22 protein-coding genes and 2 pseudogenes are annotated in these 26,214 nt (G+C 28.4%); 4 read left to right on the top strand and 20 right to left on the bottom strand.

The genetic code is table 11. The features are described from left to right. Positions 1 to 8: 8 nt before the first annotated feature. The 3 genes from ppk1 to HUU89_RS06540 form a co-directional block, all read right to left on the bottom strand. Complete coding sequence (gene ppk1, locus HUU89_RS06530; protein ID WP_147580303.1) at positions 9 to 2,048, bottom strand: polyphosphate kinase 1; 2,040 nt, start codon at positions 2,046 to 2,048, stop codon at positions 9 to 11. 114 nt (positions 2,049 to 2,162) lie between these two features. Beyond that, complete coding sequence (locus tag HUU89_RS06535) at positions 2,163 to 3,839, bottom strand: EAL domain-containing protein (RefSeq protein WP_175301315.1); 1,677 nt, start codon at positions 3,837 to 3,839, stop codon at positions 2,163 to 2,165. A 12-nt stretch (positions 3,840 to 3,851) separates the two neighbouring features. Beyond that, positions 3,852 to 6,056: a GGDEF domain-containing protein gene (locus tag HUU89_RS06540; protein WP_175301316.1), complete on the bottom strand. Its 2,205-nt coding sequence runs from the start codon at positions 6,054 to 6,056 to the stop codon at positions 3,852 to 3,854. A gap of 356 nt (positions 6,057 to 6,412) precedes the next feature. Between HUU89_RS06540 and HUU89_RS06545 the strand changes: the two genes are divergently transcribed. Together HUU89_RS06545 and HUU89_RS06550 are read left to right on the top strand one after the other, a co-directional pair. Then, on the top strand, positions 6,413 to 6,958 hold the full coding sequence (locus HUU89_RS06545; protein ID WP_254697712.1) for a transposase: 546 nt from the start codon (positions 6,413 to 6,415) through the stop codon (positions 6,956 to 6,958). Positions 6,959 to 6,963: 5 nt separating this feature from the next. Then, a complete protein-coding gene (locus HUU89_RS06550; RefSeq protein WP_175301317.1) occupies positions 6,964 to 7,386 on the top strand; it encodes a transposase in 423 nt (140 codons plus the stop codon). A gap of 89 nt (positions 7,387 to 7,475) precedes the next feature. Here HUU89_RS06550 and HUU89_RS15290 read toward each other — a convergent pair whose 3' ends face one another. The 4 genes from HUU89_RS15290 to HUU89_RS06565 form a co-directional block, all read right to left on the bottom strand. Then, positions 7,476 to 7,604, bottom strand: coding sequence for a hypothetical protein (locus HUU89_RS15290; RefSeq protein WP_317990973.1), 129 nt, complete (start codon positions 7,602 to 7,604; stop codon positions 7,476 to 7,478). Positions 7,605 to 7,682: 78 nt separating this feature from the next. Continuing rightward, on the bottom strand, positions 7,683 to 9,167 hold the full coding sequence (locus HUU89_RS06555; RefSeq protein ID WP_032090689.1) for a glycoside hydrolase family 1 protein: 1,485 nt from the start codon (positions 9,165 to 9,167) through the stop codon (positions 7,683 to 7,685). A gap of 106 nt (positions 9,168 to 9,273) precedes the next feature. After that, on the bottom strand, positions 9,274 to 10,218 hold the full coding sequence (locus tag HUU89_RS06560) for a 3-hydroxyacyl-CoA dehydrogenase (protein WP_175301318.1): 945 nt from the start codon (positions 10,216 to 10,218) through the stop codon (positions 9,274 to 9,276). Positions 10,219 to 10,333: 115 nt separating this feature from the next. Beyond that, entirely contained in the window at positions 10,334 to 12,928 is a 2,595-nt protein-coding gene (locus HUU89_RS06565) for a YhgE/Pip domain-containing protein (RefSeq protein ID WP_175301319.1), read from the bottom strand. Between the two features lie 150 nt (positions 12,929 to 13,078). Here HUU89_RS06565 and HUU89_RS06570 point away from each other — a divergent pair, with 150 nt between their 5' ends. Continuing rightward, entirely contained in the window at positions 13,079 to 13,510 is a 432-nt protein-coding gene (locus HUU89_RS06570; RefSeq protein ID WP_032090692.1) for an Rrf2 family transcriptional regulator, read from the top strand. 44 nt (positions 13,511 to 13,554) lie between these two features. On the opposite strand, the gene HUU89_RS06575 is transcribed toward HUU89_RS06570, so the two are convergent. The 3 genes from HUU89_RS06575 to HUU89_RS06585 are packed head-to-tail and all read right to left on the bottom strand — an operon-like array spanning position 13,555 to position 15,272. Continuing rightward, complete coding sequence (locus HUU89_RS06575; RefSeq protein WP_175301320.1) at positions 13,555 to 14,148, bottom strand: hypothetical protein; 594 nt, start codon at positions 14,146 to 14,148, stop codon at positions 13,555 to 13,557. A 12-nt stretch (positions 14,149 to 14,160) separates the two neighbouring features. After that, a complete protein-coding gene (locus tag HUU89_RS06580; protein WP_175301321.1) occupies positions 14,161 to 14,715 on the bottom strand; it encodes a chromate transporter in 555 nt (184 codons plus the stop codon). After that, complete coding sequence (locus tag HUU89_RS06585; RefSeq protein WP_175301322.1) at positions 14,712 to 15,272, bottom strand: chromate transporter; 561 nt, start codon at positions 15,270 to 15,272, stop codon at positions 14,712 to 14,714. Before HUU89_RS06585 ends, HUU89_RS06580 begins: the two co-directional genes overlap by 4 nt. A 96-nt stretch (positions 15,273 to 15,368) precedes the next feature. Here HUU89_RS06585 and HUU89_RS06590 point away from each other — a divergent pair, with 96 nt between their 5' ends. Then, positions 15,369 to 16,223 (top strand): LysR family transcriptional regulator, encoded by an 855-nt coding sequence (locus HUU89_RS06590; protein ID WP_147580316.1) that lies wholly within the window; start codon positions 15,369 to 15,371, stop codon positions 16,221 to 16,223. Between the two features lie 25 nt (positions 16,224 to 16,248). Here HUU89_RS06590 and rsmH read toward each other — a convergent pair whose 3' ends face one another. The 10 genes and pseudogenes from rsmH to HUU89_RS06640 form a co-directional block, all read right to left on the bottom strand. Further along, a complete protein-coding gene (gene rsmH / locus HUU89_RS06595; protein ID WP_175301323.1) occupies positions 16,249 to 17,295 on the bottom strand; it encodes a 16S rRNA (cytosine(1402)-N(4))-methyltransferase RsmH in 1,047 nt (348 codons plus the stop codon). 119 nt (positions 17,296 to 17,414) lie between these two features. Next, positions 17,415 to 17,951 carry a hypothetical protein gene (locus HUU89_RS06600; RefSeq protein ID WP_175301324.1) on the bottom strand — a complete coding sequence of 179 codons (537 nt, stop codon included), beginning with the start codon at positions 17,949 to 17,951 and terminating at the stop codon, positions 17,415 to 17,417. Beyond that, a pseudogene (locus tag HUU89_RS06605) lies at positions 17,921 to 18,454 on the bottom strand (MFS transporter); the annotation flags it as partial. The gene HUU89_RS06600 and the pseudogene HUU89_RS06605, both read right to left, overlap by 31 nt. A gap of 505 nt (positions 18,455 to 18,959) precedes the next feature. Further along, positions 18,960 to 19,952: pseudogene (locus tag HUU89_RS06610) on the bottom strand (PTS transporter subunit EIIC). 113 nt (positions 19,953 to 20,065) lie between these two features. Next, positions 20,066 to 20,746 carry a response regulator transcription factor gene (locus HUU89_RS06615; protein WP_147580321.1) on the bottom strand — a complete coding sequence of 227 codons (681 nt, stop codon included), beginning with the start codon at positions 20,744 to 20,746 and terminating at the stop codon, positions 20,066 to 20,068. Then, positions 20,746 to 22,110, bottom strand: a complete 1,365-nt coding sequence (locus tag HUU89_RS06620; RefSeq protein WP_175301325.1) for an ATP-binding protein — start codon at positions 22,108 to 22,110, stop codon at positions 20,746 to 20,748. Before HUU89_RS06620 ends, HUU89_RS06615 begins: the two co-directional genes overlap by 1 nt. Positions 22,111 to 22,126: 16 nt before the next feature. Beyond that, positions 22,127 to 22,780 carry a potassium channel family protein gene (locus tag HUU89_RS06625; protein ID WP_175301326.1) on the bottom strand — a complete coding sequence of 218 codons (654 nt, stop codon included), beginning with the start codon at positions 22,778 to 22,780 and terminating at the stop codon, positions 22,127 to 22,129. An 8-nt stretch (positions 22,781 to 22,788) separates the two neighbouring features. Beyond that, positions 22,789 to 24,114 (bottom strand): TrkH family potassium uptake protein, encoded by a 1,326-nt coding sequence (locus tag HUU89_RS06630; RefSeq protein ID WP_175301327.1) that lies wholly within the window; start codon positions 24,112 to 24,114, stop codon positions 22,789 to 22,791. Continuing rightward, the gene (locus tag HUU89_RS06635) at positions 24,089 to 24,511 is read right to left on the bottom strand and encodes a hypothetical protein (RefSeq protein WP_117783195.1); all 423 of its coding nucleotides are present in this window, start codon (positions 24,509 to 24,511) and stop codon (positions 24,089 to 24,091) included. Before HUU89_RS06635 ends, HUU89_RS06630 begins: the two co-directional genes overlap by 26 nt. A 113-nt stretch (positions 24,512 to 24,624) precedes the next feature. Then, entirely contained in the window at positions 24,625 to 26,214 is a 1,590-nt protein-coding gene (locus tag HUU89_RS06640; protein ID WP_175301328.1) for a hypothetical protein, read from the bottom strand.

The raw sequence follows: 26,214 nt of genomic DNA on the forward strand, positions 1-26,214 counted from the left end.
AACTCCTCCTATTTCACATCATTTTTAAAAAAGTATTCTTGACTATTCATTTCTCTATTTTTATTTTTTATACGTTTGTATTTACCATTATTTTCTAATGAACATGCTTTTACATTATCACGAAGCATACAATCAAACATTGTTAGTAACTTATGTTTTAATTTTTCATCTAATACAGGCGCTGCCACTTCAACACGTCTTTCAAGATTTCGTGTCATTAAATCAGCTGAAGAAATATAAACAGTTGGATTATTTTTACCGAAAATATAAATTCTAGAATGTTCCAAATATCTTCCAACAATTGATAGAACTCGGATATTTTCCGTTGCTTCTTCAACACCAGGAATAATACAACAAATTCCCCTTACAACCATATCAATTTGAACCCCTGCTTGACTTGCTTCAATAAGCTTATCAATCATCTTTTTACTTGTTACCGAATTACATTTAAAGCCAATATAAGCTTCTTTTCCTTGTTTAGCAAGTTCGATTTGTTCATCGATATACTTAAAGATATGACTGATCATACAATGTGGTGCTACCATGAGTAAATCTGTATGATTTTCGGTTTCACCTAAACATAAATGATTAAATACTCCATTAATTTCTTCTCCGATTTCATATTTAGAAGTCATTAATGATAAATCTGTATAAAGTCTTGATGTTTTTTCATTATAATTTCCCGTACCAATTTGGCTAATATATTGAATTCCTTTTTCATTTTTATACGTGATTAAACATAATTTAGAATGCACTTTTAAACCATCTAAACCATAAATCACACGACATCCGGCCTCTTCTAAACGTTTCGACCAACCAATATTATTTTCTTCATCAAAACGCGCTCTTAATTCAACTAAAACAACAACTTCTTTTCCATTTTCTGCTGCTTTAATTAAAGATTTTACGATTTTAGAATTCTTTGCTACACGATAAAGTGTCATTTTAATACTTACCACATTTTTATCATTACTTGCTTCATCTAAAAGTCTTAAAAATGGTGACATAGATTCAAACGGATAAGAAAGTAATAAATCTCTTTTTAAGATTTGTTTAATCATTGGTACTCTATTTTCAACGAATGCATTATTTCTTGCTTCTAAACGTTTATAGAACATACTTGGACAAATATATCTTAAACGCTCTCTTAATTCACCCACAAAACCAAAATCAAGAGGTGAATTATTAATGAAAACTTGATTTTTCTTTAAATTCAAGAAATTCATCAACATAAGTACTTCAAGTTCGCCTAATCCTGGCGTCATTTCTAAACGCATTGGTGAAAGTTTTCTTCTTTGTTTAATTAAGTTTTCCATCATTTCTCGATAATCTTCATGTCCTTCTAATGAATGATCATCTTCATCAATATCCGCACTTCTTGTTACACGAATAAGTGCTTTTTCTTTTACAGTATATTTAGAAAAAATACGTGAAACAAAATGTAAAATAATATCTTCTACTAAAATAAATTTTTGTGGTTGACTTGGAAGTGCAATCAGTCTTTCATCCATCGCATTAGCACAAGAAATAATTCCCATTTTTCTTTTACCTTTTTTCGATTCAAGGCGTACAACGACATACATTTCACGATTGTTGATAAATGGAAATGGTTGTCTTTTAGAAATAACTTGTGGTGAGATAAGTGGTAGTAATTCTCTTTCAAAATAATCAGCAAAATAACGACGGTCTTCCTTGCTTTCAATATCTTTATATTTTATTACTGACCATCCTGATCGTCCAAGTTCTGACATCACATTTTCATAAATACGATCTTTCTTTTTATTAAGATAATGGACTTTTTTTAAACAGGCTTTTAATTGTTCTAAACCCGTCATTCCTGTTTTATTGTCTTTGGAATCTGGATAAAATAACATTTGGTCATAAAGTGATCCTATACGTACCATAAAAAACTCATCTAAATTTGTTTGATAAATTGAAATAAAGCTTAACTTTTCCGCAAGTGGTACTTGTGGATCTTTTGCTTGCATTAAAACACGATCGTTAAATTTAAGCCATGATAACTCTCTATTTTCTCGGCATACGTTCATTTTTATTCCCCCAATGTATAATTTATACACTCTTTCTTATTTAATATAAAAACATTTTATACTTTCAACAATCTACCATCTATCAAGTTTATGTAAAATTCAAAAAAAGAAGAATTATTTTTTCTTAATTTGTCGATTATAAAACTCATCTTCTGGTGTTGGTTTTCCAAAAAGATAACCTTGAATATAATCTGGATTTAATTTTTTGATTTCTTGAAGTTCTTCTTCCGTTTCAACACCTTCAATACATACATTCAATTTCAAAGAATGTGCCATTTCAATAATATAAATCAAAATACTTCTTTCATAATTTGAAGAAAGTGCTTTTTGGGTTAAAACACGATCTATTTTAATATAATGCGGTGTTAAATCACTTAAACGATATGCATTTGAATAACCTGTTCCATAATCATCCAAAATAAGCGTAATTCCTTCTTCTTTCAATGATGACCAAAGTTTTTTATAATGATATGTATTTTCTAAATAACCTGATTCTGTTACCTCAATCCCTAACAAAGCAGGTTTTAAGTTAAAATCTTTTAAAGCTTGTTTAATTTCATCTAAGATCTTACTTTTAATAATTTGTACATAGGACAAATTAACATTCACCTTAAATTCAGGAATAAATTCTTGCCACTTTTTACAACAAGCAACCGCTTGTCTTAAAATCCAACGACCAGCAGGAATAATTAAACCAGATTCTTCTAAAATAGGAATAAATTCTGCTGGTGAAATAAATTCAATTTGTTCATTTCTTTTCATTTTAAAACGCATTAAAGCTTCTGCGCCTATAAGATTTCTTGTATGTATATCAATAATTGGTTGGTAATAAACATCAAAATTCTTAAAATTGTGATCAACTGCATTTTGTAATTCAACACGAATTTCTCTTCTTCGAATGAATTGTTTATATTTATCTTGTGTAAAGAAATAACAACTATTCTTTCCTTTTTTCTTAGCTTCGTTTAAGGCAAAGTCTGAATATTTAATAAGTGTATCATAATCTTTCATTTCTTTATCAATCTCAACAATCCCTACTGAAATCGTATAAACCACGCGATATACATTCTCTTCTAAAGCAACCTCAACTGATTTTTTTAATTCATCATAAAGTTCTAAGATATCTTCTTTTGAGTGATTTGCTAAGTCCATAATTATAAAGCGACCATTCCCCAATTCGTAAATCTTTTGATTTTCATTGATACACGATTGCATACACATAGAAAACTGTTTTAAAATTTCATCTCCACACTTTAAACCAAAACGCCCATTGATTTCGTCAAAATCATCAATACCAATTTGCATAAAATAACCTGTAATATTATTACTTTTAGAAGAAACATACTCCTCTAAACTTGGTTCTCTTAAAAGTCCACTAATATTATCTGCTTTTTGTCTTTTTCCAATTTCATTAACACAACCAATAAGGTATAAAGGTTTATTAAATTCATCTAAAATCACATCACCTCGACAATTGACCCAAACTGGATTATGTTGTCGATCTAACCAACGATAATGTAAACTATGCTCCGTAATTTCTCCCGATTTAATTTTATTGAACTCATCAAATAATAAAGGGAGATCGTCTTCATAAACAAAATAATTATGGGCTTTTGTTGCATCACAAAAATGATAATTTGGCAAACAAAAACGATTTACGGCATGTTTTGAAATACTATAATAATCATTTTGAATATCAAAAAGATATAAATAATCATCCATACTTCGATTAAATAATTGAATAACTTCTTCCAATTGTTCTCTTGAAAGATTTATTTTATTTTTTTTCAAAACAGTTCCTCCTTATCCTTTTTTTCCTCTTTGTATATGTTTTTCCTTTTTTCTTTCATACATTAATGTATCTGCCAATCTAATGGTATGATTTAAATCAAAAGGACTATTATAGTCAAAGACACTTATTCCATAGGATAAACTAACATAATAAGGTAAATGATATTTTTTATTAAAGTATTGTGTTCTTTCTTGAATTAATGAATCAATTTGAATAATAAAATCTTCATTTTTACAAGTAAACGCAATACCAAATTCATCGCCACCTAAGCGTCCAATAACAGCATGTGTTTGAAAAATATCATTTAGTATTTCACATACTGTTTGAATTGCTTTATCTCCCTGGTCATGTCCAAATGTATCATTAATATATTTTAAATTATCTAAATCCCCTATAAAGAAATAAAGATTTTTGGAAAGTTCTTTATATTTTTTATAAAGAACTTTAATATTTTGAATAAGTCCTCGTCGATTATAAATATGAGTTAATTCATCTGTATTAGAAATACTATTTAGTTCTCTAACAATGGCATTGACATTTAAAGATATCCCAATTTGATTAGAAAGATATTCAAGTGTTTCTAAATCAAAATATGTACAATCCGTCACCAAAAAGCCATAAAAATTTTCATTAGAGTAAATGCTTGTAAGTATTTTATAAGGTTGCTTTGCAAGATTTAAAACATCTTTTAGTAACACATGTGTATTTTTAATAGGCTGTCTTTGACCATTTTCTACATTTATAATTAATTCCATTGTTTTTGGCATGATAAATGGTCTAAATTCATAAGTCATAACAGGTGTTTCAAAAAGATAAAGCTGTGCATTATGAATACCTAGAGAAGGTATATTATCCGCAATAGCATAAATATCATCATTCAATGATTCAAACAACATCCCTTTATTCACTTGTCCAATACTTCTCATTCTCCTTGTATAGCGCTTTTCTTTTAACAAAAGAAGATAATTATAACTACTAATCATTTGTAAATAAATATATTGTTTAAAAGATTGGAGTTTTATTTTATCTTCCATGTTGAGGTAGTTTTCAGTATTTATTAAAAATGATAGACATAAAAAGAGTCTTTCTAAATCCAAATAACGAATATCATCTTCATTAAAAATCAAATTAATATAATCTCCTATTTGTTGATAAACGCGATGTTTCGTACAATCTTTTACCGAAAGATCCAATAAATAAGTAAAGAAACTCCATACAGTTTTTTGATAATTGGAACTATAAACCAATTTATTACCAAAAACATATTGTGTCATTCCTTGAGCTATATATTCATTACTTTCTTTTTCAGCTCTACAAAAACGAATAAATTCACCAATTTCAATTTCTTCATGGTTTTCACAATCAACAGAAAGACGAGGAATAAAATGGGCATCAATGTATTGATTTTGTGTAGAACCATTTTTATAAAGATCATAGCCTTGTTTTATTCCTAAATAAGCAATAAAAGAAGCATCCGCATGACAAGAAGCAAGTGGTGGAACCATATGTGTTGATTCTGGTTTATCATCAAAACCAGACACCATAATATCTTTACCTACACGTTTTCCTATTTTTTCTAATTCACGATATAAATAATAAGCAATATCATCCGTCACGCACATAATTCCATCTAATTCAGGATTTTCTTGAAGCCATTTATTCATTAAATTCCCTGAATCAATATTATAACCCGGTGTTGATAAAATATATTTTTCTTCAAAAGGCATATCATGACTTGATAAAGCTTCTTGATAACCTGCAAGTCTTTGTTTGGCAGTAACCCCGCTATCATAACCAGTAATAATTCCAATATGTTGACAATGATTTTTTTCAATCATATAACTTACAGCATTATAAACACTTTTTTTGTTATTATAGACAACAAAAGGATAATCTTTTATTTGTGAATTTAAAGTAACAACTGGTATATGAAAATATTTTGGAAAAGCCTCTCTTGTTTTTTGATCCGTACGACAAATACTTGAAGCGGGAATAACTAAAAAATCTAAATCCAAATAATTTGCAAAAGCATAGACATTTGCTTTTTGATAATCAGAAGATTGTACAAACTTTACATTTGGATCAACTGAACCACCAAAAAAGATAACAAGTTCTATTCCCAGTTCTTTACACGCTTCATTTGCTCCTCGACATATTTCCATATTATAATCAGAGGCACTTGTAATCATAAGTCCTGCTTTAATTGAGTGTTCCATTTTTTCACCTCTTTTCATCAATTATAACACAAACCTATAAAAAAGATAAAAAAAAGACCAAATGGCCTTCAGATAAATTCTACAAGTCTTGTACAAATTTCAGAATGTTATTGTCAAAAAATTATTTAAGGAAGAAAAACCTGTTCATGATTTGTCTATGATGTTTATTATATTTTTTCTTAAATAAAAATCAATTTATTCTTATCAAAAGCAAAAATAAAAGCGATTACATTGTTAAAAACTTAATTAACTATCTGACACATCTTTTGATTTAACACCGTTATTATCACTTTAAACTGAGGAGTATCATCTATCACTTCTTTAAAATATTATATACTTGTCTTAAAGATGTTACTATGGCTAAAAATCAAAAACCAAAAAAGGATTCTTTAATTACTTTAACTAGAAAATATGCAAATAATCATAATGAATGTGTAAAATTCTTTTTCAAAATGAAATGGCCTGTTGGCTTTTACTGTGAAAAATGTGGATGTACACATTACTATTCTATTAAAAGAGGTGACGTCTTTCAATGTAAAGAATGTGGTCATCAACATTACCTACTTTCTAATACTATATTTCAAGATAATAAGTTAGATCTTTATAAATTAATTTTAGGAATGTATCTCTTTTTTACGGCAAATAAAGGTCTTTCTGCGATTGAATTAGCTAATGAATTAGAAATAAATTATAAAACAGCGCTATTACTTTGTAGAAAATGTAGGATTCTTATGTCCCAAAGTAACAGTGAAAAAATTCTGGATAGCTTTTTTTATGAAGCAGACGTTGCTTATATAGGATCAAAAAGTAAAGAAGAACATAAACAAGGAGTTGCTACTAAACAGCAACCCTTTTTAGTAATGTTATCAACAGATAAAGAAATAAATATCCAAAATTTTTAAAATTAATGCCAGTAGCTGTAGATAATACAAATAATATTGTTAGATTCATCTCAAAAAAAGCAATACTTTCAAAAGAAAGAATACTAAACACTGATGGAAAAACAACTTTTTTAGGATTAACTGATAAAATAACATTAAAATCAGAAAAAATACTCTATGATGAAGAAAATCATAGATTGTATTGGCTTAATGTATTAATTGGTGATATAAAAAATAATATTACTGGTATATGTCATGGAGTAACTAAACGTGACTTACCTTTATTTTTGAATGAACAAGAATGGCGTTTCAACCATAGATATACTGGAAAGAACTTCATGAATAAAATACAGAAATATGTTTTGAAATCACATCCATGTCCTAAAAAAGCAATTATTACTGTACTCAATTTATCAAAACCATACTATGCACATGTGTCAGATGGTTAATTAAGAAAAAAAATAAAAAAGGACAAACCAGTATAAAAAACTTATATATGGCAAATAGTCTATATAAATGAGAATAACTGATATATTACTTATAAAAAATTCAAGAAAAGGATTTTCATAAAAGACCAATGAATATTAAGCAATAATGAAATCATTTCATAAGTCATGATAAATAAGATACCATTCATACAATAAGTTAATTCTACATAGATATCCATCTTGCTTACCCCCTTTATCATCAGATATGATTACACTAAAAAAATTTCAAAAAAAGATGTGATTTTTAAAATCACACCTTATTCATCCTCTAATAAAACTTCTCCATTAGATTCAATTATTTCTTTATAACGATAATAAGAATCTTTTAATTTTCTTTCTAGCGTACCATGTCCATCATTAAAACGATCTACATAAACAAAACCATAACGTTTTTTCATTTCACCAGTACCAGCTGATACAACATCGATTGGACCCCAATATAAATACCCTCGACAATCAACACCATCTTCAATAGCATCATTAACATTCTTTAAATGTTCTTCAATATAATGAACTCTGAAATCATCATGAATTTCACCTTTTTCATCAATATTTTCATCTAAACCAACACCATTTTCTACAATTAATAATGGTAAATGATAACGATCATATAAAACATTTAAAGTATAACGTAATCCTACCGGATCAACAGCCCATCCCCAAGGTTGAGGTGCTTTATCTTTAAGATATGGATTATCACGGCATGTAAGTCCACCTGTATCTACTTTTAAGTTCACATCACGATCAAATGTTGTTGAACGATAATAACTAAATGATAAGAAATCAACTGTATTTTCTTTAATCAATTTTAATTCTTCATCACTAAATTCTACATTTACTTGATCTTCTTTCCATACTTTCTTTAAATAAGTTGGTACAATACCTAAGCAGAATGGATCTGCCATAAAGAAAATATTCATACGTTGAGCATCTAAAGTTCCAACAACATTTAAAGGATCACAGTTATATGGATAAGTAGCTACTGATGAAGCTGTCATCATACAGCCAATTTGGTAATCTTCACTAATTTCATGTCCTAATTGAACTGTTTTCGCATTTGCGACTAAGATATTATGATAAGCATCCCATTGATCTTGTTTTGTTGTTGAACCAATTGGATCACTAGGATCTTTAGGATCTTTGATTGTAAGAACCCCACCAGCAACAAGCGGCATTCTAAATAACGCATTGACTTCATTAAATGTAAGCCAGAACTTAACTTTTCCTTTATAACGTGTAAAAACAGTTTTTACATAACGTAACCAAAAATCAATTAATTGAGGATTAGACCATCCACCATATTCAGTAATTAAATGTAATGGTGTTTCATAATGTGATAAAGTAATGACAGGTTCCATTCCTAATTCATTCATGTATGCAAACATATCATCATAATAAGCAAGACCTGCTTCATTTGGTTCAAGTTCATCCCCATTAGGGAAAATTCTTCCCCAAGCAATAGAAGTTCTAAAACTATTGAATCCCATACCTTTCATTAATTTTAAATCTTCACGGTAACGATGATACCCATCTACGGCATCATGTGATAAATAAACTTTATCTGGATTTAATTTCATTTCATATTTTTTCTTATCTTCATTCCATTGAATACCAGGATCTTTAGACATAATACCTACAAGTACATCTGTAACGTTCGGTTGTTTCCCATCTTCCAACCAAGCACCTTCATATTGATTAGCAGCAATAGCGCCACCCCATAAAAAATCTTTTGGAAAACTCATTTTCTCTACCTCCGTTTATCTAGGAGGTATTATAACACTTACAAAATGCAAGATTTACTCGTTTCATATTTTGAAAAAAGTAAAAAAAGAAGAATCATTGATTCTTCTAATATTTATAAAAGCCTTCTCCAGAAGACATTCCTAATTTTCCTTCATCAATATATTTCTTTAACATCTTAGCCATACCTTTAAAATTATAAGGAGCTAAAAATGAAGGAACTTTTAAATACATTGAAACAATATTATAAGCTGTCGTAAGTCCTACCGTATCTAAAATTTGGAAAGGTCCTTTAGGAGCACCTGTACCTAAAGTCCAAGCTTTATCTATACTTTCAGGATCGCTAACCCCATTAACATAAAGATCCATACCTGAAAATAATAAAGGAACAAGCATTGAATTTAATAAATATCCTGATTTTTCTTTACGAACAGGTAATGGTATCATTCTTATTTCTTTAGCAAAATCCATAATCAAATCAAAATATTTTTGATCCGTTTGTTTTTGTGCCATGACTTCTGTCATATTATTTTTCCAAATACTATTTGCAAAATGTAATGATAAATATTTTTCTGGACGTTTTGTATATTTAGCGAACTTCGATGGTAATAATGTAGATGAATTCGTAACGATAACTGTCTTTTCAGGTAATAAATCTGCCATTTTTTTATAAATATCTATTTTTTGTTCTACATTTTCAGCCATTGATTCAATAATTAAATCGGCGTCACTGACTGCTTTTTGTAAATCTAATTCTAATTTAATATTTTCATAGGCCTTATTAGCTTTTTCTAAACATTGTTCTTTATCAAAATCTTCATAATCACTAATACCCATGGCCCAATTTTGAGGTGTCTTTCCTTTATCGCTATCCATTAAAGTAATCGTATCATGATAAACCTCTTTTAAATGATCTAATTTAGGCTGACATCTTCCTATACTTCCTTCACTTCTAAGCCAAATCGTTACATCAAAACCACAATAAGCTGCTTGATAAGCAATTTGACTTCCTAAAACGCCTCCACCAATAACAACAACATTTTTAATTTCCATAGATTCATCCTCCTACCTTTATTTTACCATTTTGTTAAAATGTTCACAAAAGATATTTTCGCTTTTAGTTTGAACTACATATAAAAAAGAACCCTATTTCTAGGATTCCTTTATACTATTCAGCTTTTGTTGAATTTACTTCTTCAAACATTTGAGGAATTGCATGTTTATCTTCTTTGTTTTTATATTTGAAGTAAACAACTGTTAATAATGAACATACAATTAAGATTCCTGCAAACACTGCAATTTCAACTGAAATTGAAGGAGCTGTCATACTAATTGTTTTTCTAAATCCATCTACACTATAAGTATATGGTACAAATTTATGAATAGCTTTGTAGATAGCTGGACCTGTATCTAATGGATACGTACCAGCAGAACCACCTAAGTTAACAATCATGAATACAAGTAATAAGAAGTCACCAATAAATCCAGTTGTTAAACTTAATAACATGACAAGTGACATAAATGCCGCCGATACGAGAATTGCAAGTAAGTATGTTAAACCTAAATTAACAGGTTCAAATCCATTAATTAATCTTAAAGCAGTAACCATTACGATAGCTGCTAATGTAGAAACTGTATACATAACAGTTGCTTTACTTGCCCAATATTTCCATGCATTTTCAGCTTTTTTAATACCATGTCTAATTGGATACATTAAAGCAAATGCTAAGCATGTTACATATAAACCAACTGACATCATATAAGGAGCCATTGCATGACCGTTATTTTCAACTTTAGAAATTTCTTTATGACTTGTTTCAACAGGAGTAGCTACCATATCAGTAGTTTTATCTGTTGAATCAATCTTACTTTCTTCTGCACCAGATTTTAATGCATCATTTAAAGTAGTTACACCATCAGCTGCACTCTTAATTCCATCACCTAAAGTATCAGAACCAGCAGCCAACTTACTAGCACCATCACTAATTTGACCAGCACCATCAGATAATTGATTAGCACCATTCATTAATGTAGCATTATTGCTTACTAATGTTGAAGTACCTGTAGCCAATTGATCAACACCACTTGTTAAAGCTGTAATTCCTTTAGTTAATTCAGGAACATTACTGTTTAATTTTGAAGTACCATCAGCTAAAGCAGTAGCACCACTTGTTAAAGCTGTATTGTTATCAGCGATTTGTGTTAAACCTTTTTGTAAACTATCCACACCAGCTGTATAAGCTTGAACACCTGCAACTAAAGCATCTTTAGAATCAACAGTTACTTGTTTAATATTTCCATCATTGTCAACAGTTACATATTTACCACCATTAACTTTTGCATTCACTTCATTTAATCCAGCTTGGACTGTTTGAGTTCCACTTACTAATCCTGTAGGAACTTTTGTACCATCTGTTAAAGTTCCACCATTAAGAGCTGCATCTAAATCATTTAAACTTGATTTAGTTGAACTAGATAATGTATTAATTGCTGTAGATGCACCTGTTGTATAAGTAGCAACCGAATCCATATATGAAGCTACACCGTCTTTATATTTATCTACAGGGAAATAATTTGTTAAACCATAAGCATCGATTTCTGCTCTTGACATTCCACTAGTTAATAATTTACTAGCAATTCCTTGTTTTTTAGCATCACCACTTGCATTTAATGTTTTAATTAATGTAGCATAATTATCTAATGATGTTTTTCCATCAGATAATTGAGTCAATGAATCTTGACTTGCTGCCATAGTTTTTTTGGAAGTTTCAAGATTTTCTTGTAATTTTTTTACACCATCAACTACTTGTTGATTTCCTGCAACTAATTTTTCAGCACCTTCACCTAATGCTTTAACACCTGCATTTAATTCTGTGTTATTTTCAACCAATTGATTTGCACCAGCCAATGCTTGACTTACACCTGCTGTATAATCACTAACGCCTTTATTTAATGCTTGAGCGCCAGTATTTAAATCACTTACACCACTAGCTAATGTAGGAGTAGCACTACCTAAAGTACCAACACCTGTTTTTAATTGGTAAATACCATTATTTACTGTAACAACACCATTTGTGTAATCTTTTAAACCTTTAGTTAAAGTATTTGTACCATCTTTAAATGTTAAAGAACTACTTGCTAATACTTTTAAGTTATCACTAATAGTTTTGTTACCATCTTCTAATTGAGTCATACCATCTGATAATTGTTGAGTACCATCGCTGGCTTCAGCAAATCCATCTGACATTGTTCCAATTGAAGTAAAGATTGTTTCAGCATATGTTTTTGTTACTGAAGCTGAAACTTCAGCTTTAATTTTTGCGATTGCTGAATCATCCATTTTTGATGCAACATAGTTTGTACCTGGGTTTGTTGTATAATTTAAAACCATCTTTTTAGGATTTTTATCCAACAAAGTTGTTGCATTTTTGGAGAAATTGCTTGGAATCGTAATGACCATATAATAGTCACCATTTTTTAGTCCCTTATTTGCTTCTTTTGAATTTACAAAATGGAAATCTAATGAATCGTTGTCTTTTAATTTTTTGACTAATTGATCACCAACGTCTAATTTCTTATCGTTGTATTCAACTGCCTTATCTTTATTCACGACAGCGACAGGAAGATCTCCACTGTTTCCATATGGATCCCACATAGATCCAAGGAAGACAACTGTGTAAATACTAGGAATAAGAATAAGAGCAACTAAAACGATTTGAATCCAATGATTTTTTAAAATGTTTTTCCACTCTTGCTTAATCATAAATATCCTTCTTTCTATCTTCTATAGACATTTTACATCTATAGATATATAATGTCTATAGAGTATTATAATTTTTTCAATATAAATGTCAATATTCTTACATACAAAATATAAAAAATTAGTTATAATAAAAAAAGGGAAGGGATTACAATGAGAATTAGAAAAAGTTTTGAACAAGCAATTTGTATTTTATTGCTTATTGGTACAAGTGAAGGACCACTTAAAAGTCATGAATTAAGTAAAATGTTAGATGTTTCTGATTCATATTTAAAAAAAGTAACTAGACAACTTGTAGTAGCTGGTCTTATTACCTCTAAGGCAAGTAAGCTAGGTGGTTTTATTTTAAACAAAAAAATGAATGATATTTCTTTTTTAGATATTTTTGAAGCAATTGAAGGAAAAGAAAAATTTATTGAAACTACACATTTAGTTGATAAAGTCTTTGATCCAGCATTAAATATTCAACATACAGAAGATATCATTATCAATCATTTAGATGCTGCTGAAAATCAATATAAACAAAAACTCAAAGAAATCAATCTTGGTGAAATTACAAATTATGTTCATCAAAATTCAATCTAAAAACAGGCTTGGGAATTCCCTAATAAGCCTGTTTTTAATTTAATCTATTTATTAAATAACAATTCTAATAAATGAACACCATTTCCTTTTCCTAAAAGAATTCCTTTTAAACAGCGATTACATACACAAATTATTTGTTTATCATAAAATTGTTGAACATATTCTTGCATGTATTTTTCTTGTACATCTTTAGGATAATGTGATAAATGTGTATCGTCTAACGCTTTTGATTCATAATGGAGTGTTCCACAAAAAATAGAATTGTCTTTATTATTTTTCATTTCAATAACTTCGATATTCATTTTCTTTAAAAGACTTCTAACAGCTTGATGTACTTCAGGATGATTTCTATCACGAAAACAATCCTGTAAATACATTTTTTGTCCATGATAATCAGGAAAATCAAAATTATCTAATTGATCAAAATATTCCCAAACAGACATAGTCTTTACTTGATTCTCTATTTGCTTTCTACAAGCTTGACATACATATAAACCAATATCTCCTTTTTCAAATTCTCTTTTATCAATTTTACAACATCTTGCAATCGGCATTTGTTTTTCAAAATAATCTCTTACTTTTTTTGCTGTTTGAAGATGCATTGTAGCAAAATTACAACTTGGATAATAAATATACATTTTTCTTTCCTCCTATATCATTTGAATAACAACCTCACTGATTCCTGCAAGAACCATAACTAAGATTGGATTCATTTTATATTTTCTAAGTAATATTAAACAAATAACAAAAACAATCATTGCATGATATCTTAAATAAGATATCCCAATAATAGATTCTTTAAAAAATGAAGAAATTAAAATACTTATACCACTAATTGCAATCATTGAAACAACTGCTGGTCTTAAATAAGCTAAAATTGTTTTCATTACTTCCATATTTTTATATTTTACATATAAATAAGCCAGTAATGAAACAATCACACATGAAGGTAAAATACATCCAAGTGTTGCAATCAATGCCCCTGGTAAATGAGCAACATATTGTCCTACGAAAGTAGAAGAATTAACTGCAATTGGACCAGGTGTCATTTGAGAAATTGTAATAAGATCTGTAAATGTATTTTGACTGATCCAATGATATGTAGAAATTACTTGTTGACTAATAAGTGGTAAAGCTGCATAACCTCCACCAAAGCTTAATAAACCTATTTGAAAAAAGGCCCAAAATAATTGTAAATAGATCATGCTTTTTTCCTCCTCATCACTAAATCAATAATAGCAAGTAAAATACATCCTAGAATAATGTACATAATATTAATATTAAAGAAATAATTCAAAACAAATGAGACAATCATAATTAAGATATTTCTACCTTGATGTTCATCCATGACACTTAAAGCCATATCATAAACAACACTTACAATAATTGCTCCAATTCCTGCACGCATTCCAAGTAACATCGCACTTATGATTTTATTCGTAATAAATATTTTATAAAAATAAGCTATCACACTAATAATCACAATAGGAGGAATAATTGTCCCTATCACACAAACAATAATCCCTAAAATTCCTGCCATTTTATATCCTAAAACAATCGCTCCATTAACAGCTATTGCTCCTGGAGCACTTTGTGCAATCGCTACTAAATCCAACATTTCTTTTTCATCAATATAATGAAGTTGATCCACAAATCTTTCTTTTAATAAAGAAACAATCACATAACCTCCACCAAAAGTAAATGCTGATAAATAAAGTGTAGAGGTAAACAATTCCATTAATAATTTCCTTTTTCCCTTCATTTCTATCACCTATTTCATCTTAATACACATTGATTCATCTGTAAAATATTATATAATTATATTATACATAGGTATTTACCTATATAAGGAGGCGTTATGACATTTAGACATCTAGAAATCTTTATGAGTGTTTATCAAAATCAAAGTATTACTAAAGCATCCAAAGAATTACACATTAGCCAACCTTCTGTTTCATTAGCTATTAAAGAATTAGAAGAAAAATATCAAACACCCTTATTCGATCGTATGAACCGTCAAATTTATCCTACAAAAAAAGCTCATCTTTTATATAATCATTCATTACAGATTCTTTCATCTCTTGAAAATATGGAAAATGAAATGTATGAAGATCATGTAGAAAATATTTCTTTTGGTTGTAGTGTCACTATGGCACAAGTTTTTTTACCTCAATTATTAAAAAAATTAAAAATGATTTATCCAACTATTCATTTTCATATTATCGTTAATAATCTTGAATATATAGAAAATTTACTTTTAAAAAATGAACTTGATTTTGCTTTAATTGAAACAACACCGCTTCATCAATTAAAAAAAATTGCTTTCTATCAAGATGAACTTGTTATTGTTGTTCATCAAAAGCATCCTTTATTAAAAGTAAAAGATTTAAAAGAATTAGAACATTTTGATTATTATTCACGTGAAAAAGGAAGTTCTATTTATGAACTTGTTCATAGTTATTTTATAAGTCATGATTTAGATATTGTGCCAACTATTGAATGTACAAATCCTCATGCTTTAATTGAACTTGTTAAACAAAATGATGGTTTTACGATTCTTCCTTATTCTTTAGTTAAAGAATCAAAAGAAATAACTTATTTAAAAAATAATGATTTTCAAATACAAAGAACGTATCATATTGTTATGCATAAAGACAAAAAACTCCTTCCTCTCTATCAAGAAATATTTGAGCTTATTAAAAAAAAGGAATAATGACCAAAAATCATTATTCCTTTTATTATTTAGCTTTAATTGCCCAACGCATTTTTGTTGATTTAGCTCTTGAATTTCGATGACATTCTTCTTTAGTAGGTCGTATTACATTTCGACATACATCTTCATAAACACCACTATTTTTCATTTCTTTAAAAGCCTTTTTAACAATACGATCTTCACCTGAATGGAAAGTTAAAATAGCTACTCTTCCTCCTGGTTTTAAAATATGAGGTAGTTTTTCAACAAATTCATATAAAACTTCAAATTCTTGATTGACTTCTATTCTTAAAGCTTGAAAAACTCGAGCTGCTGTTTTATTAACAATATCTTTTCTATTTTTATCTTCAATAAAATTTAATGTCTTATCAATAATTTTATAAAGTTGACCTGTTGTTTCTACTTCCATTCCTGAACGAATAAATGAATAAATATTTCTAGCTAGAATATCTGCATAAGGTTCATCTGAATTTTCTACTAAAATATTTTCAAGTTCTTCTTTAGAGAGTTCTTTTAAGATTTCAGAAGCTGGTCTTCCAGCTTTGGGATTTAATCTTAAATCTAATGGTCCTTCTTTTTTATAAGAAAATCCTCTTTCAGGATTATCTATTTGCATGGATGAAACACCTAAATCAGCCAATACAAAATCAAACTTTCCATATTTTTCACTTACTTCATCGATATTTCTAAAATTCGTTAAGACCGATGTAAAAATATTTTCATCAAATCCTTTATTTCTTAATCTTTGTGTTGTTTTTTCAATTTCAATTGAATCAATATCTAATCCATAAACGTGACCTTGACCTTCTAATTTTTCTAACATTTTAGAAGTATGACCACCATAACCTAATGTACAATCTAAACCAACTTGTCCGGGTTGAATATCTAAAAAATCTAGAATCTCATCAACCATAATAGAAATATGCATTCCTGCTGGTGTACTTCCTTTAGAAATAACTTTTTCAATCGTTTCTGGATATTTTTCTGGATTTAATTCTTTATATTTATCTTCAAAATTTCTAGGGTGTGTCCCTTTATATCTTTTTCTTCTTTTATGTATTTGTTCACTCATAATTATTCCTCATTCTTTTTACTATTATAATATAGCGAATAATCGTTTAATAAACAATAAAGAAATAAGATATTATTTTTGAAGTGCATTTTTCTTTTTCATTTCATTACGATAAGATTTCATAAAAATAATAATATCATAATACTTATTATCGAAAAAATTATTAATAACATAGAAGGCATAACATATGTATTTGTATGACTTTGAACACTACCAATAATTACTGGGAAAAAAGCTGCCCATATTGCTTGTGTACTTAATATTGAATAATTAAGAGAAAATGTACGATGTCCAAATAATTCTCTCATCACAGATGGAATAGACGTTGCATTGCATCCATATGAAATCAATAATAATGCTGCTCCAATAATATAAATAATTATATTTTTTGAAGATAATCCTATAAAAATAAAAATTGTTGACATAAGGGTTTCTACAGATACAAGAATCAAACTTTTAATAACACCTAATTTATCAAAGAAAAATCCAAAAATAAATCTTGCAAAACCATTACAAAATGATACTAAAGAAACAACTGTTGCTGCTAAAGCAGTGCTCACACCAATTGTTTCTGTCATCATTGGAGCATTATGATTTAATATACATAAACCAACTCCTGGAAGAATCACAATGATAAGATAATAAATCCAAAACATGGCATTTTGACCATATCTGCTGTAATGACATTATAATCTTGTTTTCCTTCATGACGATTTCTTTGAGGCAATAAATCTATTTCTTTCAAATTTGGATCGCCTACATAAAATCCAAGTAAAAATAAACCACATCCACAAACCATAGCGACCATTCTAAAAGCAATTACGATTCCATGATTTTCAATAATTGAACTAATCATTGGTCCAAAAACAGCAGTCGATAATGCATAGCCCATTAATAATAAACCGGTTGCTGTTACTGTTTTTTCTGGCATCCATAAAGGACAAGCCGAAATAACACAATTATATCCCATTCCTACAATGATTCCATAAGATGCATACAATATATAAATATTTGTAGAAATACTTGTTAAATAAAAACCAATTCCAATTAATATTCCTGATATTTTGATAATATGAGAAAATGATATTTTCTTACTTAAAATTCCTGTAAGAATACTACCTACAGAAAAAAATAAAGTATTGATCGTAAACGCGAATGATGTTTGACTTCTTACCCATCAATTTAATGTTTCAATCGGTACCACAAATAAACTCCAGGCAAGAGTCACTCCTAAACATAAACAACATAAAAAACCTGCTATTAATTTTAATATTCTTTGTCTTTTGATATTCATTTTATTTTTTCCTTTCAAGATGCATATACATCTTAAACAATAAAAAAAAGAAATATGAGCACTTTCAAAAATTAAAAAAAAGATAAAGTCAAATGACTTTATCATTAAATATTTGCGGCTTGTTTATTTTGATACTTTTCATAAGAAATAAGAAAAGGTGTATAAATAACAATAGAAACCACAATTAAGATAGCTTGTGTAATTGCACCAAAAATACTTGCTCCTGTTGCTAGAAAACCAAAGATAATTGGTGGTGTTGTCCAAGGAACTGTTAAACAAGCTACTGGACAGAATCCTATAATAGTCAGTATATATCCAAGTACAATATTAATAAGTGGTGTTATTACAAAAGGAATACCTAAAATTGGATTTAATACAAGTGAATACCAAAAATAACTGTTTCATTAATATTGAATAATCCTGGTACTAGTGATAAAGAAGCAATTGCTTTATTATCATCACGTTTTGAGAAAATCAATATCGCAATAACAAGTCCTCGTGTTGCTCCTGCACCACTGAATTCCCCACACATTTATAAAAAATACATATTAATAACATTTTTAGGTGCTTGACCTTTACTAAAAGCTTCTACATTTTCAAGTGCTAAAGGCGTAAATAAAGATTCTTTAACAGCGGCCAACATATTAGCACCATGAATTTCTACTAGCCAAAATAAACCAAGTAATAAATAGATAACAAGAACACCAGGAATTGTTGCACCAATAGAACCAAGTGGTCCTTGAATACCATTTTTAATCACATCATTTAAGTAAAGCCCTGTTAAATGATAACAAGCAGATCCTATACATGATGTCACAATAAGTGTAAGTGTTGCTGGTATTAAAACTTGAAATGCACGTGCAACACCAGGTGGTACCTGATCTGGCATTTTAATTTTTAAAGCATCTTGTTTTTCAAAGAAACAAAATAATTCAACAGATAAGATTCCAATAATCATTCCCGTAAAAGCTTCTTTAGCGCCTTTAACTACATGAGAAGTATTTGTCACTGACAACCATGTTGCAAGTCCTACAAGCCCTGGAATATACCCTGCTTTTTCAGCTGTCATATTCCAAACACCTATTTCTTGAGCAATCCCTAAAGTGATTCCTACAGTAATACAACTAATTGTACAAAAGTTAATGGCTTGAAATGCTGGATTTAAAAAATCTAAAATCATAATTGGTTTAAAAAGCATTCCACGTCCTGTATCTGCATTTACAAGAACATTACACCATAAGACACCTACAGCCCCAATTGTAAGTGGTATAAAGTTTTGAAATGCATTTTTAATTGCAGATAAATATTTATTTTGTCCACACCATGCCCCCACACGGCCTAGAACATCTGCCATCTTGTCCATAAATTTTCCTCCTTCATCCTTACTTCGACTTTTGTCCCCTAACAAAAGTCTTGATAAACATACATCGCTATGATAAATATTTGTCAATATAATAAAAAACAAGGTTTCCCTTGTTAATCTTTAAAATAATAACCAACGCCTACTTCTGTGACAATAAAATGAGGATGATTCGTATCTTTTTCTATTTTTCGACGAAGAGTAGCCATAAATACTCTTAATGCATTTTGATTAGAATGATCTTGATAACCCCAAATTTCTTTTTGAATATAATTATGTGTTAATACTTTACCACGATGTTCAATTAAAAGCTTTAAAAGATTAAATTCAATCGGTGTTAAATGAATTTCTTCTTGATCTATTAATACCTTTCTAGAAATAAAATCAACCTCTAAATAATCCTTTTGATATTTCTTTATTTCTTCATCTTCTTTTTTAGATAATCTTTTAGCAACTCTAATTCTAGCTAAAAGCTCTCCCATATAAAATGGTTTTACAACATAATCATTTGCTCCTAAATCAAGTGCTTTGATTTTTTCTTGTTCTTCTAATCGTGCAGAAACAACAATAATAGGTTTTGAAGAAATTTTCCTAATTTCTTGAATTACTTCAAGACCATCAATATCTGGTAAACCTAAATCTAAAATAACGATATCAGGTTGATGACTATAAAAAAGACTTAATGCTTCATGACCCTTTGTTGTCATTAATATACGATATCCTTCTTGTTCAAAAGACATTTGCAAAAAATGAGAAATATATGGATCATCTTCTACAATCATAATTAAATCATTCATTATACATTCAACTCCTTATCACTAGGAATAGTAAAAATAAAACATGCTCCATCTTTTTCATTCTTAGCCCAAATTTTTCCACCATGAGCTTGAACAATTGCTTTACAAATAGCTAACCCTAAACCAATTCCTTTTTGACTATCATTAGAAACATTGGTATCTGTTACAAATTCTTCAAAAATATGATCTAAAATTTTTTTAGAAATTTCAGATCCTGTATCTTTAATCATAAACTGTACTTCATCTTCTAATTTATTTACATGAATCGTAATTTGATCTTTTTCTTTTGTATACTTGATTGCATTATTTAAAATATTAATAAATACTTGAACCATTAATTTACCATCTACATTAATAAATAATAAATCTTGAGGTACATCTACAACCACATTTCTTTTTTCTAATTCAGGTAAATGTTGTATTGCTTCATAAATCAAATCATCTACAACTTCTAAGTTTTTATGTAAAACTAAATTTCCACTTTCTATTTTAGACATGTTTAAAATATTTTCAACGATTTGAGTAAGCCAATGTGCTTGATCATGTATGTCTTTTGCAAGTGAATAAACATCCTCATTTGTAAGATGATCTTGATTCATCATGAGTTGACTTGCTCCAACGATTCCTGTAAGTGGTGTTCTTAAATCATGTGAGATACTTCTTAACATACTGTTAAGCATATGTTCTCTTTCCATCGCTACCTTTATTTTTTCTTGTTCTAAATAAGTAAGTTCTCTTTCTAAAGCATTTCCTAATTGGTTAGCAGCTGCTTTAATGATAATCATTTGATCTTCATTGAGTCCTTGATGACTTAATATTTCAATACTTCCTAAAACTCGATTCATTCCTATAATAGGAATTACATTTTTACTTTCTTCTTTTATTTCCAAGGAAATATTTGTTTTTATTTGAATACTTTCTTCAATATATTGATTTCCTTTTAATAAAATATATTCGATACCTGAAACATTCAATAATCTTTCTGATAAGCTATATAATTGTTTAGAAATACTTTCATTCTTTTTAGAAATAATAATTTGTTTTTGAAAACGATCCGTTAAACTACAGGCAATAACAGAAGTCATCAAAAAGAAAAGAATAAGCATAAAATCATTAGGATCACTAATATGAAAATCATAGTTAGGATCAATATATAAAAAGTTAAAACATAATACACTAATAATAGATGCTAATAAACCATAAAAATATCCTTTAGTAAATGTAGCAATTAATAAAACTCCTACAATAAATACCATTAAAATATTTTCTTTCCTAATTCCCATTGAATTTAAAGTAAATGAACAAAATAATTCAATCGAAATAATAATACCAAAATAAACTAAATACCTTAATTTTTCTTTCATAAAATCACCAAGACCATCATGACATACATTTTAGAATCATATCAACATCTTTTTTCTTTCCTATAACTAAAAGATGATCTTCTATATTAAAAACATAATCTACCGAAGGTAAAAAATCTGTTTTATTATCTTTTTTGATTCCTATGATATAAATATGAAAAGCTGCTCGAATATTAATTTGTTTAATTGTTTTTCCTAACCATTGACGTAATGCAGGAATTTCATAAATAGAATATTCATTATCCAATTCAACATAATCATACAAATTATCATTACTTACACGCACTGCTAATTTTTCAGCACTGTCACGATTAGGATAAATAACCTCATCCGCCCCATTTTTTAATAAAAATTTAGCGTGTATATCTCTTGTTGCTTGAGAAATAACATACTTGGCTCCTAATTCTTTGAGCAAACTTGTAATTTCCAAACTACTTTGGAAATTTGTTCCAATACAAACAAAACAAATATCAAAATTAGCGACACCAAAACTTTGCAAAACATCTTCATTTGTACAGTCCCCTATTTTAATATTCGAAATCAATTTTGTTAGATCTTCTAAACGAGATTCATCTTTATCTACGATCATCACTTCATTTCCAAGTGAAATCATATTATTTGCTAGATGGTGACCAAAACGTCCCATTCCTATAATTAATACTGTTTTCATAACTCCTCCTACCCAATAGCTATTTTTTCTACTGGATTTTTACAATTTGAAATTTTCTTTTTTCTTGAAAGACTTAAAGCTAAAGTTAAACTTCCTACTCGACCACAATACATTAATAAAACAATCACAATTTTAGAAAGCATTGTCAGTTGTCTTGTAATCCCTGTTGAAATTCCTACTGTTCCAAGCGCTGAAAAGATTTCAAAAAAAACATCTTGCATTGGAAGTTGAGGTTGCATGTCAAAAAGTGCAATTGCACTTATAAAAATAAATATAAAATTTATTAAAAAAACGGAACATGCTTTTTTTATCGTTTTACTATCAAAACGACGATTAAAAGCATTGGCTTCACTTTTATTGGTCATTGTAGCGTATACAAAAATAGTCAAAACTGCAAAAGTCGTGGTTTTAATACCTCCAGCTGTTGACCCAGGACTACCACCAACAAACATTAAAAACATCATTAATAAACTTGTTGAAGGTTTTAAATGAGAAACATCAACTGTATTAAAACCAGCTGTACGACAAGTCACAGATTGAAAAAATGAAGCTAAAATCTTTTCTTCTTGAGACAAGGAAGAAAGTGAATTTTGACATTCAAATAAATAAAATAATACGGCTCCGCCAACAATTAAAATAATTGTCATTATTAAAACGATTTTTGTTTGTAAAAGATATTTTTTAAACTTAAACCCTTTTTCATAAATATCTTGCCAAACAATAAATCCTAGACCTCCTATAATAATCAATGCCATAATTGTTATATTAACAATTATATTAGAAGCATAAGGAGTTAATGAACCATAAGGTTCTATTATTCCAAGTATGTCAAATCCTGCATTACAAAAAGCAGAAATCGCATGAAAGATTCCTAAATAAATACCTTTTAATAAACCAAAATCTTCTATAAAAACAAGACTTAAAATAATTGCGCCAATTCCTTCAAATAAAAAAGTTCCTTTTATAATATGTTTAACAAGTTTGACCCCACCTGCTAATTTTAAAGAATTGACACTTTCTTCAATCAAGCCTCTCTGTCTTAAACTAATTTTTTTCTTAAGATAAGTGGCTAGAAAAACCCCAATCGTAATAAAACCTAAACCACCTATTTGAATTAAAAGTAAAATCACGATTTGTCCAAACAATGTCCAATGTGTTGCCGTATCATAAACAACTAAACCTGTTACACAAGTGGCACTTGTCGCTGTAAAAAGCACATCTAAAAAATCCGTGTGATCACTAGAAACAGGTAACAAAAGTAAAAACGTTCCAACTAAAATAACAATTGCAAATCCTAATGCAATGATTTCAACATTTGTTCTTCTTTTGATCATATAAATGTTTTATTAACCTTTCTATGTCTTCTATTGTTTGTAACAATTCAATATTTTCTTGATATAATTCTTCATACTTTTGTTTTCCAATTAAAGAATAAACTTGGACATCTAACATATCTCTATGAATACGATAATTCATTAATAAGTTATAATAATCATCTTCACAGCATAAAATGACATATTGATAACTTTGTTCAAAGTGATATATTTCTTGTTTTGGTATACATTTGATTGTATCATTTTCATATTTTTTTGCTATTTGATATTGATCATCATAAATGATAAGAATTGTTGGGTATTCTATACTTTCTATAAGCTCATCAAAACAACTCATTTGTTTATATACCATAAACAAAACAATTATCAAAATAATCACTAATATAAAATCTACCATAATACTCCCCTCATTATTTCTATTATAAAATGGGAGGTATTAAGATAGTGTTAAGATACTTTGTATATACATTAATAAAACATAAATAAAAAGGATCAAGATAATTCTTGACCCTACCAATAATCTCGTTGTTGATCTGTAACTTCCAAAGTTTTTGTATTCACTAAATAAAAATCAACAAGACTTTGCGTGCTACTTTTTTTGATATACTTTTCTAAAACAATTTCATAATCTTCATCATTATTTTTATATTTATTAAATACAAGAGATAATGTGTATTCATCATTTGTACTTACAACTGCATAAGGATAACCTTTAGCGTCATATTGATAATCAAAACAAGGATTGTCTAATTTATTTTGTGCTATTAAAAGGTCATACACTTTTTCAAAATAAACTCTTTCTGGATCGTTTTCTAAATCAGTAGTATCACTTTCTTGTGCTGTTGTTTCTTGATTTGCTTCCTCTGTTTGATTTTGTGACTCACTTTCATTTGTATCCTCATTACTTGTTTGAGAGTTAGACATTTCAAAAGGGTCTGGAGCAAAGTAAAATTTTAAATCTCTATCATTAGAAAGCTCATAGACTCTGATATCTTTTTGTTTTTCTAAAATATAAATAAAGTAATAATCCTTTTTATATTTAAAATAAAGCATATGATTATTGATTCTATGCAATTTCACTATTTTAGGTGAACTATTTTTTTCAAAATAAGCTTTATCATCTCCAATAGTTAAAGTATAGTGTGTTGAAATATACGTTTCTAAATAAGTTTGATTTTTAATTTTAGAAACGAATTTATCATTTTTAGCTTCATTTTCTAAAGAAATCACTTCTATTTTTTGATTTTCTAAAATATAGAGCACACTTTGATAATTTCCCACTTCTGCCTTATTTGAAACATTCGTTATTTGTCTTTCAAATTTTCCATAACCTTTTTTATAATGACTATAAAGTGTAAGCTTTTGATTTTGTCGTGTATAAGCCATGTCATTATCTAAACGATGAATATCATTACCCATAATAAAAGGTAAGGCAATATAAAGTACAATCAATAATAAACTCACATAAAGACCTATCCCTTTTTTAAACTTCTTCGCTACAAAAAAGATAAGAGCGACTCCTAGTATAATACTTGTTATTTGAATAATAGGTATAAGAATCGTTGAAAGTGAAATCATTTCAACATGATTTATATAACTATAAATACTCCCTAATACAAGATTCCCTAAACTTAATGAGAAAAATACAAAAAGAAGTGCAAAACAGCTAACAAATAATCTCTGTTTTTTTCCATTAATTGGTTTTTTATTCTTCACAAATTGATTTAAATAATCATAAAGATTTTCATCTTTTTCTATCACAATAGAATAATCTATAAAATTCAAAGTTATTGTTTCTTTTGAAAGAACATAATTTTCTAGATCTTTCATTTCAATGAATAGATTGTTATAAAAGAAACGATGATTTTCATCAATATAAACAAGATCATAACCTAATATCTTTTTCTTTCTTCTAAAATTTAAATTAATAATTGCCATAGAAGCCACAAAAAGAATAATCCATACATAATCAAAACCATATAAAATACTTTCTAAAGCAAAAACTAATAATAAGACATATAAAGATAAAACAACTAATTGTTTATAAAATTGTTGTTTGATTATATTTTGATATTCAAATTCTTTAATATGTAATTCCAT

The sequence above is a fragment of the Faecalibacillus sp. H12 genome (assembly GCF_013361255.1).
Taxonomy (GTDB): domain Bacteria; phylum Bacillota_I; class Bacilli_A; order Erysipelotrichales; family Coprobacillaceae; genus Faecalibacillus; species Faecalibacillus intestinalis.

Coding starts and splice junctions, on each gene's coding strand:
- HUU89_RS06635 (WP_117783195.1), bottom strand. CDS start 24,511: ATGGTAGATTTTATATTAGTGATTATTTTGATAATTGTTTTGTTTATG.
- HUU89_RS06565 (WP_175301319.1), bottom strand. CDS start 12,928: ATGATTAAGCAAGAGTGGAAAAACATTTTAAAAAATCATTGGATTCAA.
- ppk1 (WP_147580303.1), bottom strand. CDS start 2,048: ATGAACGTATGCCGAGAAAATAGAGAGTTATCATGGCTTAAATTTAAC.
- HUU89_RS06615 (WP_147580321.1), bottom strand. CDS start 20,746: ATGAATGATTTAATTATGATTGTAGAAGATGATCCATATATTTCTCAT.
- rsmH (WP_175301323.1), bottom strand. CDS start 17,295: ATGAGTGAACAAATACATAAAAGAAGAAAAAGATATAAAGGGACACAC.
- HUU89_RS06550 (WP_175301317.1), top strand. CDS start 6,964: ATGCCAGTAGCTGTAGATAATACAAATAATATTGTTAGATTCATCTCA.
- HUU89_RS06555 (WP_032090689.1), bottom strand. CDS start 9,167: ATGAGTTTTCCAAAAGATTTTTTATGGGGTGGCGCTATTGCTGCTAAT.
- HUU89_RS06570 (WP_032090692.1), top strand. CDS start 13,079: ATGAGAATTAGAAAAAGTTTTGAACAAGCAATTTGTATTTTATTGCTT.
- HUU89_RS06625 (WP_175301326.1), bottom strand. CDS start 22,780: ATGAAAACAGTATTAATTATAGGAATGGGACGTTTTGGTCACCATCTA.
- HUU89_RS06585 (WP_175301322.1), bottom strand. CDS start 15,272: ATGAAGGGAAAAAGGAAATTATTAATGGAATTGTTTACCTCTACACTT.
- HUU89_RS06600 (WP_175301324.1), bottom strand. CDS start 17,951: ATGTTTTGGATTTATTATCTTATCATTGTGATTCTTCCAGGAGTTGGT.
- HUU89_RS06590 (WP_147580316.1), top strand. CDS start 15,369: ATGACATTTAGACATCTAGAAATCTTTATGAGTGTTTATCAAAATCAA.
- HUU89_RS06620 (WP_175301325.1), bottom strand. CDS start 22,110: ATGAAAGAAAAATTAAGGTATTTAGTTTATTTTGGTATTATTATTTCG.
- HUU89_RS06580 (WP_175301321.1), bottom strand. CDS start 14,715: ATGATCTATTTACAATTATTTTGGGCCTTTTTTCAAATAGGTTTATTA.
- HUU89_RS06575 (WP_175301320.1), bottom strand. CDS start 14,148: ATGTATATTTATTATCCAAGTTGTAATTTTGCTACAATGCATCTTCAA.
- HUU89_RS06560 (WP_175301318.1), bottom strand. CDS start 10,218: ATGGAAATTAAAAATGTTGTTGTTATTGGTGGAGGCGTTTTAGGAAGT.
- HUU89_RS15290 (WP_317990973.1), bottom strand. CDS start 7,604: ATGGATATCTATGTAGAATTAACTTATTGTATGAATGGTATCTTATTT.
- HUU89_RS06545 (WP_254697712.1), top strand. CDS start 6,413: ATGGCTAAAAATCAAAAACCAAAAAAGGATTCTTTAATTACTTTAACT.
- HUU89_RS06640 (WP_175301328.1), bottom strand. CDS start 26,214: ATGGAATTACATATTAAAGAATTTGAATATCAAAATATAATCAAACAA.
- HUU89_RS06540 (WP_175301316.1), bottom strand. CDS start 6,056: ATGGAACACTCAATTAAAGCAGGACTTATGATTACAAGTGCCTCTGAT.
- HUU89_RS06630 (WP_175301327.1), bottom strand. CDS start 24,114: ATGATCAAAAGAAGAACAAATGTTGAAATCATTGCATTAGGATTTGCA.